Here is a 15,367-nt window from a genome sequence, read left to right as displayed (position 1 = left end):
GACCTCAGAAGTGGATGACGCTGCGGATGCTCTTGCCTTCATGCATCAGGTCGAAGGCCTTGTTGATGTCTTCCAGGCCCATGGTATGGGTGATGAAGGTATCCAGCGGGATCTCGCCCTTCTCGGACATCTCGACGTAGCTCGGCAGCTCGCTGCGACCACGCACGCCACCGAAGGCGGAACCGCGCCAGACGCGGCCGGTCACCAACTGGAACGGACGGGTGGCGATTTCCTGGCCGGCACCCGCCACGCCGATGATCACCGACTCGCCCCAGCCCTTGTGGCAGCACTCCAGCGCCGCACGCATCAGATTGACGTTGCCCACGCACTCGAAGGAGAAGTCCACGCCGCCATCGGTGAGGTCGACGATCACTTCCTGGATCGGACGATCGTAGTCCTTCGGATTGACGCAGTCGGTGGCGCCGAGCTGGCGGGCGATCTCGAATTTGCCCGGGTTGATGTCCACGGCAATGATGCGCGAGGCCTTGGCCTTGACCGCACCGATGATGGCCGACAGGCCGATGCCGCCCAAGCCGAAGATGGCCACGGTGTCACCTGGCTTGACCTTGGCGGTGTTAAGCACCGCGCCGATACCGGTGGTCACGCCGCAACCGAGCAGGCAGACCTTCTCCAGCGGGGCTTCCTTCTGGATCTTGGCCACGGAGATTTCCGGCAGCACGGTGTATTCGGAGAATGTCGACGTGCCCATGTAGTGGAAGAGCTGCTGCCCCTTGTAAGAAAAGCGCGTGGTGCCGTCCGGCATCAGGCCCTTGCCCTGGGTGGCGCGGATGGCCTGGCACAGGTTGGTCTTGCCCGACAGGCAGAATTTGCACTTGCCGCATTCCGGGGTGTACAGCGGGATCACATGATCGCCCACGGCCAGGGAGGTCACGCCCTCGCCAACGGCCTCGACGATTGCACCGCCTTCATGACCGAGGATCGACGGGAAGATGCCTTCCGGATCGGCACCGGAAAGGGTGTAGGCGTCGGTATGGCAGACACCGGAAGCGACCACGCGCAGCAGCACCTCACCGGCCTTGGGCATGGCTACGTCGACTTCGACGATTTCCAGCGGTTTCTTGGCCTCGAAGGCTACGGCGGCACGGGACTTGATCATCAATCTTCTCCAATGAAAGGACATTTCAGACAGCCAGTGTAATTCAAGGCTTTTTGATGAATAATCCGGCCAAAGACAAAACATTATTGCCACACAGGGATAATCAATGAGTAGCCGCTGGGAAGGCATAGACGAATTCGTCGCCGTGGCCGAATCCGGGCAGTTCACGGCAGCCGCCGACCGCCTTGGGGTGTCCTCCTCCCACATCAGCCGCCAGGTCGCGCGGCTTGAAGAGCGCCTGCAAACCCGCCTGCTGTACCGCAGCACCCGCCGCGTCACCCTGAGCGAGGCAGGCCAGACCTTTCTCCAGCATTGCCAGCGCTTGCAGGACGGCCGCGAGGAAGCCCTGCGCGCCATGGGCGACCTGACCAGCGAGCCCAAGGGGCTGTTGCGCATGACCTGCGCAGTCGCCTACGGCGAACGCTTCATCGCGCCACTGGTTGCCAGTTTCATGAGCCAATACCCGCAACTGAGGGTGGATATCGAGCTGACCAACAACACCCTTGACCTGCTCCACGAAGGCATGGACCTGGCGATCCGTCTCGGTCGCTTGCAGGAGTCACGGCTGGTAGCTGCGCGATTGGCGCCACGGCGCATGTACCTGTGCGCCTCGCCGGATTACCTGAATCGTTATGGCCGCCCGCACAGCCTGTCCGAACTGGCGCGACACAACTGCCTGATCGGCAGCTCCGATATTTGGGTAATGCAGCAGGATGGGCGGGAAGTCACCCAGCGGGTTCAGGGCAACTGGCGCTGCAACAGCGGGCAGGCGGTGCTCGACGCGGCCTTGCAGGGCATGGGGTTGTGCCAGTTGCCGGACTACTACGTGCTGGAGCACCTGGGCAGCGGCGCCCTGGTGTCGCTGCTGGAAACCCACCAGCCGCCCAACACCGCGGTGTGGGCGCTGTATCCGCAGCAGCGGCACCTGTCGCCGAAGGTGCGCAAGCTGGTGGATCACTTGCGCGAAGGGTTGGCGCTGAGACCGGAATATCAGAATACATAACTCATTGATTTGGCAAAGACCTGTGGGAGCGGGTTTACCCGCGATTGCGGCAGTGAGTTCACCGACGTAATCGCGGGTAAACCCGCTCCCACAGGTCCGCGTCGATTGCGCAAATCCTGCTTCAGCAGCGCTGGGACCAGCGCTGACGCAGCCATTCCAGATCTTCGGGACGGGTAACCTTGATGTTGTCGTTGCGCCCTTCGATCAGCCGCGGCGCCTGGCCGGACCACTCGATGGCAGACGCTTCGTCGGTGATCGCCACATCCGCCACGAGGCTGTCGGCCAGGGCCCGGTGCAAGGCGCCAAGCCGGAACATCTGCGGGGTATAGGCCTGCCAGATGGTACTGCGATCGACCGTGACCTCGACCCGACCATGGGCATCGGCGCGCTTGAGGGTATCCCGGGCCGGAACGGCGAGCAGTCCGCCCACCGGATCATCCGCCAGTTCCAGGAGCAGGCGATCCAGGTCATCACGCGACAGGTTGGGCCGCGCAGCATCGTGGACCAGTACCCAATCGCCGTCCGCCGCCCCTTGCGCATGCAGGAGCAACAGGGCGCTGAGCACCGAGTCGGCACGCTCGCGGCCACCGGCAGCGCGCTGTATACGTGGGTCGCTGGCGCAGGCGAGGCCGGGCCAGAAAGGATCGTCAGCAGCAATGCTGACCACCACCCCTTTCAACGAGGGATGGTCGAGAAAACAGTTGAGGCTGTGTTCGAGAATCGTGCATCCGCCCAGTTGCAGGTACTGCTTGGGCCGGTCGGCGGCCATGCGCGCACCCACGCCGGCGGCGGGGATCACTGCCCAGAAGGCAGGCAGGGACGTGCTCATTGGGCCAGTTGGTAGAGGGTTTCACCCTCCTTCACCATTCCCAATTCGTGGCGGGCCCGCTCTTCGACGGTTTCCATGCCCTTTTTCAATTCCAGCACCTCGGCATCGAGCACGCGGTTGCGCTCCAGCAGACGCTCGTTCTCGGCGTGCTGGTCGGCGATCTGTTGCTTGAGTTCGGCCACCTGGGCCAGGCTGCCATTGCCCACCCACAGCCGGTACTGCAAGCCACCGAGCAGTGCGAGAAGGACAAGGAACAACCAGTAAGGACTACGCATCAGGACATCCAGTGGCGAAAGACCGCGTGTGCGAAGGGCTGATGGCACGAAGCCTGACCGAAGCCAGGCTTTGTGATTCAAGCATTCGCAGCGCCCGTGAAAGACACCAGGACAAAGCCCTGGGTTTCACGGTGCTGTCTTTTTACCATCTATCGCTTAGCCGCGAAACTCGTCGCGACCACGGTATACCGCCTTGGCGCCCAGTTGCTCTTCGATACGCAGCAGCTGGTTGTACTTGGATACGCGGTCGGAACGGCACAGCGAACCGGTCTTGATCTGACCAGCGGAAGTACCTACGGCCAGGTCGGCGATGGTCGAATCTTCGGTTTCGCCCGAACGGTGCGAGATCACCGCGGTGTAGCCAGCGGCCTTGGCCATCTGGATGGCTTCCAGGGTTTCGGTCAGCGAGCCGATCTGGTTGAACTTGATCAGGATGGAGTTGGCGATCTTCTTGTCGATGCCTTCCTTCAGGATCTTGGTGTTGGTCACGAACAGGTCGTCACCGACCAGTTGAACCTTGTCGCCGATCTTGTCGGTCAGGACTTTCCAGCCAGCCCAGTCGGACTCGTCCAGACCGTCTTCGATGGAGATGATCGGGAAGCGCTCGGTCAGGCCTTTCAGGTACTCGGCGAAACCTTCGGCGTCGAACGACTTGCCTTCACCGGACAGGTTGTACTTGCCGTCTTCGAAGAACTCGCTGGCGGCGCAGTCCAGAGCCAGGGTCACGTCGGTGCCCAGCTTGTAGCCGGCGTTGGCCACGGCTTCGGCAATGGCGCCCAGGGCGTCTTCGTTGGAGGACAGGTTAGGCGCGAAACCGCCTTCGTCACCGACCGCAGTGTTCAGGCCACGGGCCTTCAGCACGGCCTTGAGGTGATGGAAGATCTCGGTGCCCATGCGCAGCGCGTCGGAGAAGGTCTTGGCGCCAACCGGCTGGACCATGAACTCCTGGATATCGACGTTGTTGTCGGCGTGCTCGCCGCCGTTGATGATGTTCATCATCGGTACCGGCATGGAGTACTGGCCAGGGGTGCCGTTCAGGTTGGCGATGTGCGCGTACAGCGGCAGGTCCTGGTCCTGGGCGGCAGCCTTGGCAGCGGCCAAGGACACGGCGAGGATGGCGTTGGCGCCCAGCTTGGCCTTGTTCTCGGTACCGTCCAGCTCGATCATGGCGCGGTCCAGGGCTTTCTGGTCTACCGGGTCCTTGCCCAGCAGCAGGTCGCGGATCGGGCCGTTGATGTTGGCGACGGCTTTCAGCACGCCCTTGCCCAGGTAACGGCTCTTGTCGCCATCACGCAGCTCCAGTGCCTCGCGGGAGCCGGTGGAAGCACCCGACGGCGCGCAGGCGCTGCCGATGATGCCGTTGTCGAGCAGCACGTCCGCTTCCACGGTCGGGTTGCCGCGGGAGTCGAGAACTTCACGACCTTTGATGTCGACGATTTTTGCCATTGTTGTAAGCACTCCAGAATTGACGAAAACAACGCAGCTTGAAGAATCCGCTCTTTCGCAGGCACGGGGCACGGGCAGGCCTGACGCGGAGAACCCCCGACCGCGAGGTCAGGGGTGAAACGGGCGGTACTTTACCGGAGAAACGCAGCTTATGCGGTTTCTACCGTCGGAAAACTCTTCACCAGGTCATCCAGTTGCTTGAGCTGGGTCAGGAAAGGCTCCAGCTTGTCCAGGCGCAGGGCGCAGGGACCGTCGCACTTGGCGTTGTCCGGGTCCGGGTGGGCCTCGAGGAACAGGCCGGCCAGGCCCTGGCTGAGACCGGCACGGGCCAGTTCGGTGACCTGGGCACGACGACCGCCGGCCGAATCGGCACGACCGCCCGGCATCTGCAGGGCGTGGGTCACGTCGAAGAACACCGGGTACTGGAACTGCTTCATGATGCCGAAGCCGAGCATGTCCACCACCAGGTTGTTGTACCCGAAGCTGGAACCGCGCTCGCAGAGGATCAACTGGTCGTTACCCGCTTCCTCGCACTTGGTCAGGATGTGTTTCATTTCCTGGGGGGCAAGGAACTGGGCTTTCTTGATGTTGATCACCGCACCGGTCTTGGCCATCGCCACCACCAGGTCGGTCTGGCGCGAGAGGAAGGCCGGCAGCTGGATGATGTCGCAGACCTTGGCCACGGCTTCGGCCTGGTAAGGCTCGTGCACATCGGTGATGACCGGAACGCCGAAGGTCTTCTTCACTTCCTCGAAGATCCGCAGGCCTTCTTCAAGGCCGGGACCGCGGTAGGAATTGATCGACGAGCGATTGGCCTTGTCGAAGCTGGCCTTGAACACGTAGGGGATACCGAGTTTCTCGGTAACCCGCACGTATTCCTCGCAGACCTTCAGGGCCAGGTCACGGGACTCCAGGACGTTCATGCCGCCGAACAGGACGAACGGCTTGTCGTTGGCGATCTCGATGTTACCGACGCGAATGATCTTCTGGGTCATGGATCAGGCCTTGTTCTTCTGCGCCAGGGCCGCCTTGACGAAGCCGCTGAACAGCGGATGACCGTCACGCGGGGTCGAGGTGAACTCGGGGTGGAACTGGCAGGCGACGAACCATGGGTGATCCTGGGACTCGACCACTTCCACCAGTGCACCGTCGCCGGAACGACCGGAAACCTTGAGGCCGGCTTCGACCAGTTGTGGCAGCAGGTTGTTGTTCACTTCGTAGCGATGGCGGTGACGCTCGACGATCACGTCCTTGGCGTAGCAGTCGTGAACCTTGGAGCCGCTTTCCAGCTGGCATTCCTGGGCGCCCAGGCGCATGGTGCCGCCCAGGTCGGACGCTTCGGTACGGGTTTCCACGGCGCCGGTGGCATCGGCCCACTCGGTGATCAGGCCAACGACCGGGTGGCCGCTGTTGCGATCGAACTCGGTGGAGTTGGCGTCCTTCCAGCCCATGACGTTACGGGCGAACTCGATGACCGCCACCTGCATGCCGAGGCAGATACCCAGGTACGGCACCTTGTTCTCGCGAGCGTACTGGACGGCGGTGATCTTGCCTTCCACGCCGCGCAGACCGAAGCCGCCCGGCACCAGGATGGCATCAACGCCTTCCAGCAGACCGGTGCCCTGGTTCTCGATGTCTTCGGAATCGATGTAGCGCAGGTTGACCTTGGTACGGTTCTGGATGCCGGCGTGGCTCATCGCTTCGATCAGCGACTTGTACGCGTCAAGCAGTTCCATGTACTTGCCGACCATGGCGATGGTGACTTCGTGCTCGGGGTTCAGCTTGGCATCGACGACCTTTTCCCATTCGGAGAGGTCGGCACCGTTGCATTGCAGGCCGAAGCGCTCGACGACGAAGTCGTCCAGGCCCTGGGCGTGCAGCACGGCAGGAATCTTGTAGATGGTGTCGACGTCTTCCAGCGAGATGACCGCACGTTCTTCGACGTTGGTGAACAGGGCGATCTTGCGACGGGACGACACATCAACCGGATGGTCGGAACGGCAGATCAGCACGTCAGGCTGCAGGCCGATGGAGCGCAGTTCCTTGACCGAGTGCTGGGTCGGCTTGGTCTTGGTCTCGCCGGCGGTGGCGATGTACGGGACCAGGGTCAGGTGCATCAGCATCGCGCGCTTGGAGCCGACTTCGACGCGCAGTTGACGGATGGCTTCGAGGAACGGCTGCGACTCGATGTCGCCGACGGTGCCGCCGATCTCGACCAGGGCCACGTCGGCATCGCCGGCACCCTTGATGATGCGACGCTTGATCTCGTCGGTGATGTGCGGGATGACCTGGATGGTGGCGCCCAGGTAGTCACCACGACGCTCCTTGCGCAGCACGTGCTCGTAGATGCGGCCGGTGGTGAAGTTGTTGTTCTGGGTCATTGTCGTGCGGATGAACCGCTCGTAGTGGCCCAGGTCCAGGTCGGTCTCGGCGCCGTCGTGGGTGACGAACACTTCGCCGTGCTGGAACGGGCTCATGGTGCCCGGGTCGACGTTGATGTACGGGTCCAGCTTGAGCATGGTGACCTTGAGCCCCCGCGCCTCCAGGATGGCCGCCAATGAAGCCGAGGCAATGCCTTTCCCCAATGAAGAAACAACACCGCCCGTGACGAATATGTAGCGCGTCATGAAAAACCCTAGAAGTCTGCGTTAAAGCGGTCTGCGCCGCCGGGGAAAGCGAAGGAAGGCCGAAGCCCCCGATCACCTGCGTCAATCACAGTGCATCCGAAAATACTGCCGCGTCTGTACAGACCGGGGGTTGAAATCCCGGTACGGAGCTCGCTACACATTTTGAGAATCGCCCAGCAAAAAACTGCTTGGTAATCGGCAACTCCTGCGGCTCGAATCGGGCTCACAGAAGCTGTATCAAGAAGGGAGCGTAGTCTACCCGAAGATGCCCATCACCTCAAACCTTGCTCACTCGTCGGTACCTGCCACACAAGTTGCAAATCGCCATCAACGAGGTCCGGCAGGTTGGCCACGGCGACCAGTCGATCACCGGCGAACAGCAGTGGCAAACGGCCGCGAACGAAGGCGGGAACCCCGCGTTCATTGAGCAAACGCTTGAGATCGCGATGGCCGCGACCGGCGATATGCATGCTTTCGCCGCCTTGGCGGTAGGCGATTCGCAGGGTCTCCCCGGGCTTATTCCCTTTCAGGATAACGAATCCGTTGCCAGGCAGTTCCAGCGCCAGTGGTGGATCTTTCCAGCATTCCGCGCCATCGGGAGCGCCGAGCCACTCGCCACTCAACCAGTAGATGCGCTCACCGGCCCGGTGCAGCTCGCCATCGGCGAGTTTCCAGATCGGTGAAGCATCGGGACGGGCATCGCGCAGAGCGTCCCAGCCGGCCCAATGATCGGCATCGGGCAGGCGAGTGAAATATGCAAGCCAGAATCGCAGGGCATTACGCTGGCGCGCTGGAGAAAGCCGGAGCAGACCCGGTAAATGCAGGGAGGGAAGACCGAGCCAGGGAAAATCGCCCTGCGTCTGGGCCTGCGCCAGATCGCCCGAGGCCAGTGCATCGAGCAACTCGCCCGCCTCGGCGAGATGATCGGCAGTACGGGCCAGCGTTCGACTGACCTGTGGCCAGCGTGAAGACAGGGCCGGAAGCACCTCTTGTCGCAGGTAATTGCGCGTGAATCGGATATCGCCATTCGACGGATCTTCGATCCAGTCCAGGCCACGATCACGGGCATAGCGCAGAAGCTCGTCACGAGAGCTGTCGAGCAAGGGCCGAAGCAGCCAGGCGTCACCCAACTGCCGCAGTCCGCGCATTGCCATCAACCCACGCAGTCCGGCACCACGAAGCAGGCGCAACAACAGGGTTTCGGCCTGGTCCTCGCGATGCTGGCCGGTCAGCAGGACTTCTCCATCCCGAAGGACTTCACTGAAGGCGGCATAGCGGGCATTGCGCGCGGCCTGTTCGAGGCTGGCGCCCTCTTCCACTGTCACATGGCGTACCAGCAGCTCGACGCCCAGCGAGTCGCACAGGCGCTGGCAGTGTTCCGGCCAGGCATCCGCGACCGGTTGCAAGCCGTGATGGACATGGATGGCGCGCAGTGCCGGGCGATCCGTCATGGCGGCCAGCAGGTGCAGGAGTACGGTGGAATCCAGACCGCCCGACAAGGCCACGCACCAGCCGGGAGCGTTCTGCCAGGGGGCTAGCTTGTCCTTCAGGCGGGCGACGAGGTCGGTCATGTTCAGGGTCCGACAAAAGCAATTGGGGCCGCTTTGCGGCCCCAATTTCTGACAGATGGCTTCAGGTCAGAGACCGTAGCTCATCAGGCGGTCGTAACGGCGCTTGAGCAGCGCGTCGTTGTCGAATTTCTTCAGCATGTCCAGCTGCTCGAGCAGCTCACTGCGAACCGAGGCTGCCATGGCTGCCGGATCACGGTGCGCACCGCCCAGGGGTTCGGAGATGACCTTGTCGACAATGCCCAGGCCTTTCAGGCGTTCGGCAGTGATGCCCATGGCCTCGGCGGCGTCGGCGGCCTTTTCGGCGGTTTTCCACAGGATCGAGGCGCAACCTTCCGGCGAGATCACCGAGTAGGTCGAGTACTGCAGCATGTTGAGCTGGTCGCAGACACCGATGGCCAGCGCACCGCCAGAACCACCCTCGCCGATAACGGTGGCGATGATCGGGGTCTTCAGGCGCGCCATGACCCGCAGGTTCCAGGCGATGGCTTCGCTCTGGTTGCGCTCTTCGGCATCGATGCCCGGATACGCACCCGGGGTATCGATGAAGGTCAGGATCGGCATCTTGAAGCGTTCAGCCATTTCCATCAGGCGACAGGCCTTGCGGTAGCCTTCCGGACGCGGCATGCCAAAGTTGCGGCGAACCTTCTCGCGCACTTCACGGCCCTTCTGGTGGCCGATGACCATTACCGGACGGTCGTCCAGGCGGGCGATACCGCCGACGATCGCGGCGTCGTCGGCGAAGTGACGGTCGCCGTGCAGTTCGTCGAACTCGGTGAAGATGTGCTCGATGTAGTCCAGGGTGTACGGCCGGCGCGGATGGCGCGCCAGGCGGGCGATCTGCCAGCTGGTCAGATTGCCGAAGATGCTCTTGGTCAGCTCGCTGCTCTTGTCCTGCAGACGGCCGATTTCATCGCCGATGTTCAACGAGTTGTCATTGCCTACCAGGCGCAGCTCTTCGATCTTGGCTTGCAGGTCAGCAATCGGCTGTTCGAAATCCAGAAAATTCGGGTTCATAGGCATCCGTCTTGGGTCGACGGCCAGGCGGCCGGCCGGTTGATCCGTTTGGCGCCCTACCTTAAGGGAGAGGCGCGTTCAGGTCGAGTTTAAAAATTCATCGATAGTGCAAAAAGACGTTCTCACGGCCGAACTGGTCACGCAGGGCCTGAATCAAGCCATCGGCCGGGTCGATCCGCCAATCCTCGCCGAACTGCAACTGGGCCTTCGCGTCACTGCCGGTGTACTCCATGCTCACCGGGCAGGCGCCGCGGTGGCGCTTGAGCAGGTCGCCCAGCCAGGCCAAACGATCGCCCTTGAGTGCATCGGCGTGCAGCTTCAGGCGCAGGCTGTCGGCCAGGTTGGTGCGCGCATCCTCCATGCTCATCACCCGCTTGACGCGCAGGCGCAGGCCGCCCGAGAAGTCGTCATTGCTGACCTCGCCCTCGACCACCACCATGGCATCGTTCTGCAGCAGCGCTTGCGAGGCCATGAAGGCATCGGCGAACAACGAAGCCTCGATCCGCCCGGAACGGTCATCGAGGGTGACGAAGCCCATCTTGTCGCCTTTCTTGTTCTTCATCACCCGCAGAGCAATGATCATGCCGGCGACGGTCTGGGTATCGCGTGCCGGCTTCAGGTCGACGATACGCTGGCGGGCGAAACGGCGAATCTCGCCTTCGTACTCGTCGATGGGGTGGCCGGTGAGATAAAGGCCGAGGGTGTCCTTCTCGCCGCGCAGACGTTCTTTCAGGGTCAGCTCGCGGGCCTTGCGATGGTTGGCGTAGACATCGGCACCCGGCTCGTCGAACAGGCCGCCGAAGAGGTCCGAGTGACCGCTGTCATGGGTGCGGGCGGTCTGCTCCGCCGATTTGATCGCTTCTTCCATCGCCGACAGCAGGACTGCACGGTTGCGATCGATATTGGCCTGGTAGGCCTTGATCTCGTCATGGAAGAACGGCCCGAGGCGGTCCAGCGCACCGCTGCGCACCAGGGCGTCGAGGGTGCGTTTGTTGATGCGCTTGAGGTCGACCCGGGCGCAGAAATCGAACAGGTCGCTGAACGGACCACCTGCGGCCCGCGCCTCCATGATCGCTTCCACCGGCCCCTCGCCGACGCCCTTGATCGCACCGAGGCCATAGACGATGCGTCCGTCGTTGTTCACGGTGAACTTGAAGTCGGAGAAATTCACGTCCGGCGCGTCGAGGCGCAGCTTCATGCTGCGCACTTCCTCGATCAGGATCACCACCTTGTCGGTGTTGTGCATATCCGCCGAGAGCACCGCGGCCATGAACGCAGCCGGGTGGTGGGTCTTCAGCCAGGCAGTCTGGTAGGAGACCAGGCCGTAGGCCGCAGAGTGGGACTTGTTGAAGCCGTAGCCGGCGAACTTTTCCACCAGGTCGAAGATGTTGCCCGCGAGGTCGGCGTCGATTCCGTTGTTGACGCACCCCTCGATGAAACCGCCGCGCTGCTTGGCCATTTCCTCGGGCTTCTTCTTGCCCATGGCCCGACGCAGCATGTCCGCGCCGCCGAGGGTGTAACCGGCCATGACCTGGGCAATCTGCATCACCTGTTCCTGGTACAGGATGATGCCGTAGGTCGGTGCCAGTACGGGCTTCAGGCCATCGTACTGGTAATCCGGATGCGGATAGGCCAGCTCGGCGCGACCGTGCTTGCGGTTGATGAAGTCGTCCACCATGCCCGATTGCAGCGGGCCGGGACGGAACAACGCCACCAGTGCGATAAGGTCTTCCAGGCAGTCGGGCTTGAGCTTCTTGATAAGCTCCTTCATGCCGCGGGATTCGAGCTGGAATACCGCTGTTGTTTCTGCCCGCTGCAGCAGTTCGTAGGTCTTGCGGTCGTCCAGCGGGATGAAGTCGATGTTCACATCCGGCAGGCCGGCCTTGGCCTGCTCGCGGTTGATGATCTCCATCGCCCATTTGATGATGGTCAGGGTACGCAGGCCGAGGAAGTCGAACTTCACCAGGCCGGCGGCCTCGACATCGTCCTTGTCGAACTGGGTTACCAGGCCGCCGCCTTCTTCGTCACAGGCGATCGGCGAGAAGTCGGTGAGCTTGGTCGGCGCGATGACCACGCCCCCGGCGTGCTTGCCGGTACCCCGGGTGACACCCTCGAGCTTGAGGGCCATGTCCCAGATTTCCTTGGCGTCCTCGTCGGTCTTGAGGAAGTCCCGCAGCATTTCTTCCTGTTCGTAGGCCTTTTCCAGGGTCATGCCGACTTCGAACGGAATCATCTTCGACAGACGATCCGCCAGGCCGTAGGACTTGCCCTGTACCCGCGCCACGTCGCGCACCACCGCCTTGGCCGCCATGGTGCCGAAGGTGATGATCTGGCTCACCGCATTGCGCCCGTAGGCCTCGGCCACGTAGTCGATCACCCGGTCGCGGCCATCCATGCAGAAGTCGACGTCGAAGTCGGGCATGGAAATACGTTCGGGGTTGAGGAAGCGCTCGAACAGCAGGTCATAGGCCAAGGGGTCGAGGTCGGTGATCTTGAGCACATAGGCCACCAGCGAGCCAGCTCCCGAACCACGGCCCGGGCCCACCGGCACGCCGTTGTTCTTGGCCCATTTGATGAAGTCCATAACGATCAGGAAGTAACCGGGGAAACCCATCTGGATGATGATGTCCAGCTCGAACTTGAGCCGATCCAGATAGACCTGGCGTTTCTCTTCGTAGTCGGGCGTGGTTTCCTTTGGCCAGAGCACGGCCAGGCGCTCTTCCAGGCCTTCATGGGAAACATGGCGCAGATAGTCGTCGATCCCCATGCCGTTGGGCGTGGGGAAATCGGGAAGGAAGTATTTGCCCAACTGGACGGTGATGTTGCAGCGCTTGGCGATCTCGACGCTGTTTTCCAGGGCCTCGGGCAGGTCGCTGAACAGCTCGGCCATTTCCTCCGGGCTCTTCAGGTACTGCTGGTCGCTGTAGTTGCGCGAACGGCGCGGATCGTCGAGGGCACGGCCTTCACCGATGCATACGCGGGTCTCGTGGGCATCGAAATCGGATTGCTTGATGAAACGCACATCGTTGGTCGCCACCAGCGGCGCCCCCAGGCGATCGGCCAGGGCCACCGCGGCATGCAGATACTCTTCGTCGCCAGCGCGATTGGTGCGCTGCACCTCGACGTAGAAGCGGTCGGGGAACATCGCCATCCAGTCCTGCAGCAGCGCCTCGGCTTCAGCCTCGTTGCCGTTCATCAGGGCCATGCCGATATCGCCTTCCTTCGCTGCGGAAAGGGCGATCAGGCCTTCTGCAGCCTCGGCGATCCATTCCCGCTGGATGACCACCAGGCCATTGCGCTGGCCGTCGGTCCAGCCACGGGAGATCAGTTCGGTGAGATTGCGGTAGCCCTTGGCATCCATCACCAGGAAGCAGATACGTGCCAGGGGCGCTTCCGGGTCGTCGCCGGCCAGCCACAGGTCGGCGCCACAGATCGGCTTGATGCCGGCGCCCATGGCCGTCTTGTAGAACTTGACCAGCGAACACATGTTGCTCTGGTCGGTCACCGCCACCGCCGGCATGTTCATCCCGGCCAGGGCCTTGGCGAGCGGCTTGATCCGCACCAGTCCGTCGACCAGCGAGAATTCGGTATGCAGGCGAAGATGAACGAAGGAAGCCGACATGTTGATCCTATAGCAGCGCAAAACGACAAGGCCCGGATTGTACCGGGCCCCGATCAAAACAACAGCCGGTGCGAAGTGATCCGGACTGGTGGTGGAAGTGTGGGCTCAGACCAGGATGGACTGGCCGCCGAGCAGCTCGCGCGCCTCGTACGCCGCACGTACCGGGGCGAAGGAGCGCCGATGGATCGGCGTCGGCCCCAGGCGGGCCAGTGCTTCAAGATGTATCGGCGTAGGGTAGCCCTTGTGCCCGCCGATACCGTAACCCGGGTAAATCAGCTCGAAAGCGGACATCTCGCGGTCGCGGGTGACCTTGGCCAGGATCGACGCCGCCGCGATTGCGGGCACCTGGCTATCCCCCTTGACCACCGGGGAGGCCGGAACCTGGAGTTTCGGGCAGCGGTTGCCGTCGATCAGCGCCAGTTTCGGGGTCACGTGCAGCCCTTCCACGGCTCGCTGCATGGCCAGCATGGTGGCATGCAGGATGTTCAGTTCGTCGATTTCATCGACTTCGGCGCGGGCGATGCAGAAGCTCAAGGCTTTTTCGCAGATCTCGTCGAAAAGCTTCTCGCGCCGCGCTTCGGTGAGTTTCTTCGAGTCGTTGAGGCCAAGAATGGGGCGCGCAGGGTCGAGGATCACCGCAGCAGTCACCACCGCGCCGCACAACGGGCCGCGGCCGACTTCATCGACACCGGCGACCAGGTCTTCGACCAGATTGAAGTCAAGTCCCATTTGCATTATCGATCTTCCAGCAAAGCCAGCACGGCATCGGCAGCCTGGTTCGAGGCGTCCAGACGCAAGGTGCGATGAATACGGTCGAAACCGTCGGTCTGTTGCGCACCATCGCCAACCAGCGGCGCCAGGGTTTGCGCAAGCGCCTCCGCAGTGGCGGCATCCTGCAACAATTCCGGCACCAGCAGGCGCTGGGCCAGCAGGTTGGGCAAGGAAACGTAAGGGCTTTTTACCAGGCGCTTGAGAATCCAGTAGCTCAATGGCGCCAGGCGGTAGGCTACCACCATCGGCCGCTTGAACAGCAAGGCTTCGAGGGTCGCAGTGCCCGAGGCGATCAAGACCGCGTCACACGCCGCCAGGGCCTGATGGGAGCGGCCATCGAGCAGAGTCAGCGGCAGGTCACGACCGACCAGCATCTGCTCCAATTGTGCACGGCGTGCGGCATTGGCGCAGGGCGAAACGAAGCGTACACCAGGGATCAGTTCGCGAAGGCGCTGTGCAGTATCGAGGAACAAGGCGCCCAGACGCCCCACCTCGCCGCCGCGACTACCCGGCATCAGCGCTACCAAAGGCCCGTCGGGCAAGCCCAGCGCCTGGCGCGCAGCCTGACGGTCGGCTTCCAGCGGTATGGTGTCGGCCAGCGGATGCCCGACGAAACGAACCGGCACGCCCTGCTCTTCGTAGAACTTCGCTTCGAAGGGGAACAGGGTCAGCATCAGGTCGCAGCCCTCGCGAATCTTCAGCACCCGCTTCTGCCGCCAGGCCCAGACCGACGGGCTGACATAGTGAACGGTCCTGATCCCGGCCCGACGCAGCTTCAACTCGATATTGAGGGTGAAATCCGGTGCGTCGATGCCGATGAAGACATCGGGTTTTTCCTCGATCAGCGTCTGGATCAACAGTTTGCGACGCTTGAGCAACTCTGGCAGGCGGCCGAGCACCTCGACCAGGCCCATGACGGCAAGGCGCTCCATCGGGAAGTAGGAGGACAGGCCTTCGGCCTCCATCAATGGACCGCCGACGCCGATGAAACGGATATCAGGATGGCGTGCCTTGAGCGCTCGCATCAGCCCCGAGCCGAGAATGTCGCCGCTGGCCTCGCCAGCCACCAACGCTACGCAGAGTGCCGACATA

At 62.5% G+C, this 15,367-nt stretch carries 12 protein-coding genes; 1 reads left to right on the top strand and 11 read right to left on the bottom strand.

What is annotated here, in order from left to right; genetic code table 11:
- Positions 1-4: 4 nt before the first annotated feature.
- Positions 5-1,117 (bottom strand): S-(hydroxymethyl)glutathione dehydrogenase/class III alcohol dehydrogenase, encoded by a 1,113-nt coding sequence (locus ACKLLE_RS10895; protein ID WP_064303302.1) that lies wholly within the window; start codon positions 1,115-1,117, stop codon positions 5-7.
- Positions 1,118-1,223: 106 nt separating this feature from the next.
- Between ACKLLE_RS10895 and ACKLLE_RS10890 the strand changes: the two genes are divergently transcribed.
- Positions 1,224-2,120: a LysR substrate-binding domain-containing protein gene (locus tag ACKLLE_RS10890; RefSeq protein ID WP_009395231.1), complete on the top strand. Its 897-nt coding sequence runs from the start codon at positions 1,224-1,226 to the stop codon at positions 2,118-2,120.
- A gap of 121 nt (positions 2,121-2,241) precedes the next feature.
- On the opposite strand, the gene ispD is transcribed toward ACKLLE_RS10890, so the two are convergent.
- The 10 genes from ispD to lpxB all read right to left on the bottom strand — a co-directional run bounded on the left by ispD (position 2,242) and on the right by lpxB (position 15,366).
- Positions 2,242-2,949 (bottom strand): 2-C-methyl-D-erythritol 4-phosphate cytidylyltransferase, encoded by a 708-nt coding sequence (ispD, locus tag ACKLLE_RS10885; RefSeq protein ID WP_064303303.1) that lies wholly within the window; start codon positions 2,947-2,949, stop codon positions 2,242-2,244.
- Positions 2,946-3,224: a cell division protein FtsB gene (gene ftsB, locus ACKLLE_RS10880; RefSeq protein WP_009395237.1), complete on the bottom strand. Its 279-nt coding sequence runs from the start codon at positions 3,222-3,224 to the stop codon at positions 2,946-2,948. The genes ispD and ftsB overlap by 4 nt, the downstream gene beginning before the upstream one ends.
- 156 nt (positions 3,225-3,380) lie before the next feature.
- Complete coding sequence (gene eno, locus ACKLLE_RS10875) at positions 3,381-4,670, bottom strand: phosphopyruvate hydratase (protein WP_064303304.1); 1,290 nt, start codon at positions 4,668-4,670, stop codon at positions 3,381-3,383.
- Positions 4,671-4,819: 149 nt separating this feature from the next.
- Complete coding sequence (gene kdsA / locus ACKLLE_RS10870; protein WP_064303305.1) at positions 4,820-5,665, bottom strand: 3-deoxy-8-phosphooctulonate synthase; 846 nt, start codon at positions 5,663-5,665, stop codon at positions 4,820-4,822.
- A gap of 3 nt (positions 5,666-5,668) precedes the next feature.
- Positions 5,669-7,297 (bottom strand): CTP synthase, encoded by a 1,629-nt coding sequence (locus ACKLLE_RS10865; protein WP_420057916.1) that lies wholly within the window; start codon positions 7,295-7,297, stop codon positions 5,669-5,671.
- A 272-nt stretch (positions 7,298-7,569) separates the two neighbouring features.
- Entirely contained in the window at positions 7,570-8,868 is a 1,299-nt protein-coding gene (tilS, locus tag ACKLLE_RS10860; protein WP_064303306.1) for a tRNA lysidine(34) synthetase TilS, read from the bottom strand.
- 66 nt (positions 8,869-8,934) lie between these two features.
- Positions 8,935-9,882, bottom strand: a complete 948-nt coding sequence (gene accA, locus ACKLLE_RS10855; protein WP_009395248.1) for an acetyl-CoA carboxylase carboxyl transferase subunit alpha — start codon at positions 9,880-9,882, stop codon at positions 8,935-8,937.
- Positions 9,883-9,979: 97 nt separating this feature from the next.
- Positions 9,980-13,504: a DNA polymerase III subunit alpha gene (gene dnaE / locus ACKLLE_RS10850; protein ID WP_420057914.1), complete on the bottom strand. Its 3,525-nt coding sequence runs from the start codon at positions 13,502-13,504 to the stop codon at positions 9,980-9,982.
- A gap of 105 nt (positions 13,505-13,609) precedes the next feature.
- Positions 13,610-14,239 carry a ribonuclease HII gene (gene rnhB / locus ACKLLE_RS10845; protein WP_064303308.1) on the bottom strand — a complete coding sequence of 210 codons (630 nt, stop codon included), beginning with the start codon at positions 14,237-14,239 and terminating at the stop codon, positions 13,610-13,612.
- Positions 14,239-15,366: a lipid-A-disaccharide synthase gene (gene lpxB, locus ACKLLE_RS10840; RefSeq protein ID WP_009395251.1), complete on the bottom strand. Its 1,128-nt coding sequence runs from the start codon at positions 15,364-15,366 to the stop codon at positions 14,239-14,241. The genes rnhB and lpxB overlap by 1 nt, the downstream gene beginning before the upstream one ends.
- Position 15,367: the final 1 nt, after the last annotated feature.

This window comes from Pseudomonas bharatica (assembly GCF_048586865.1).
Lineage (GTDB): Bacteria > Pseudomonadota > Gammaproteobacteria > Pseudomonadales > Pseudomonadaceae > Aquipseudomonas > Aquipseudomonas bharatica.
The sequence above is the reverse complement of the archived record's forward strand: the minus strand, read 5'-3'. Positions and strand labels throughout refer to the sequence as shown.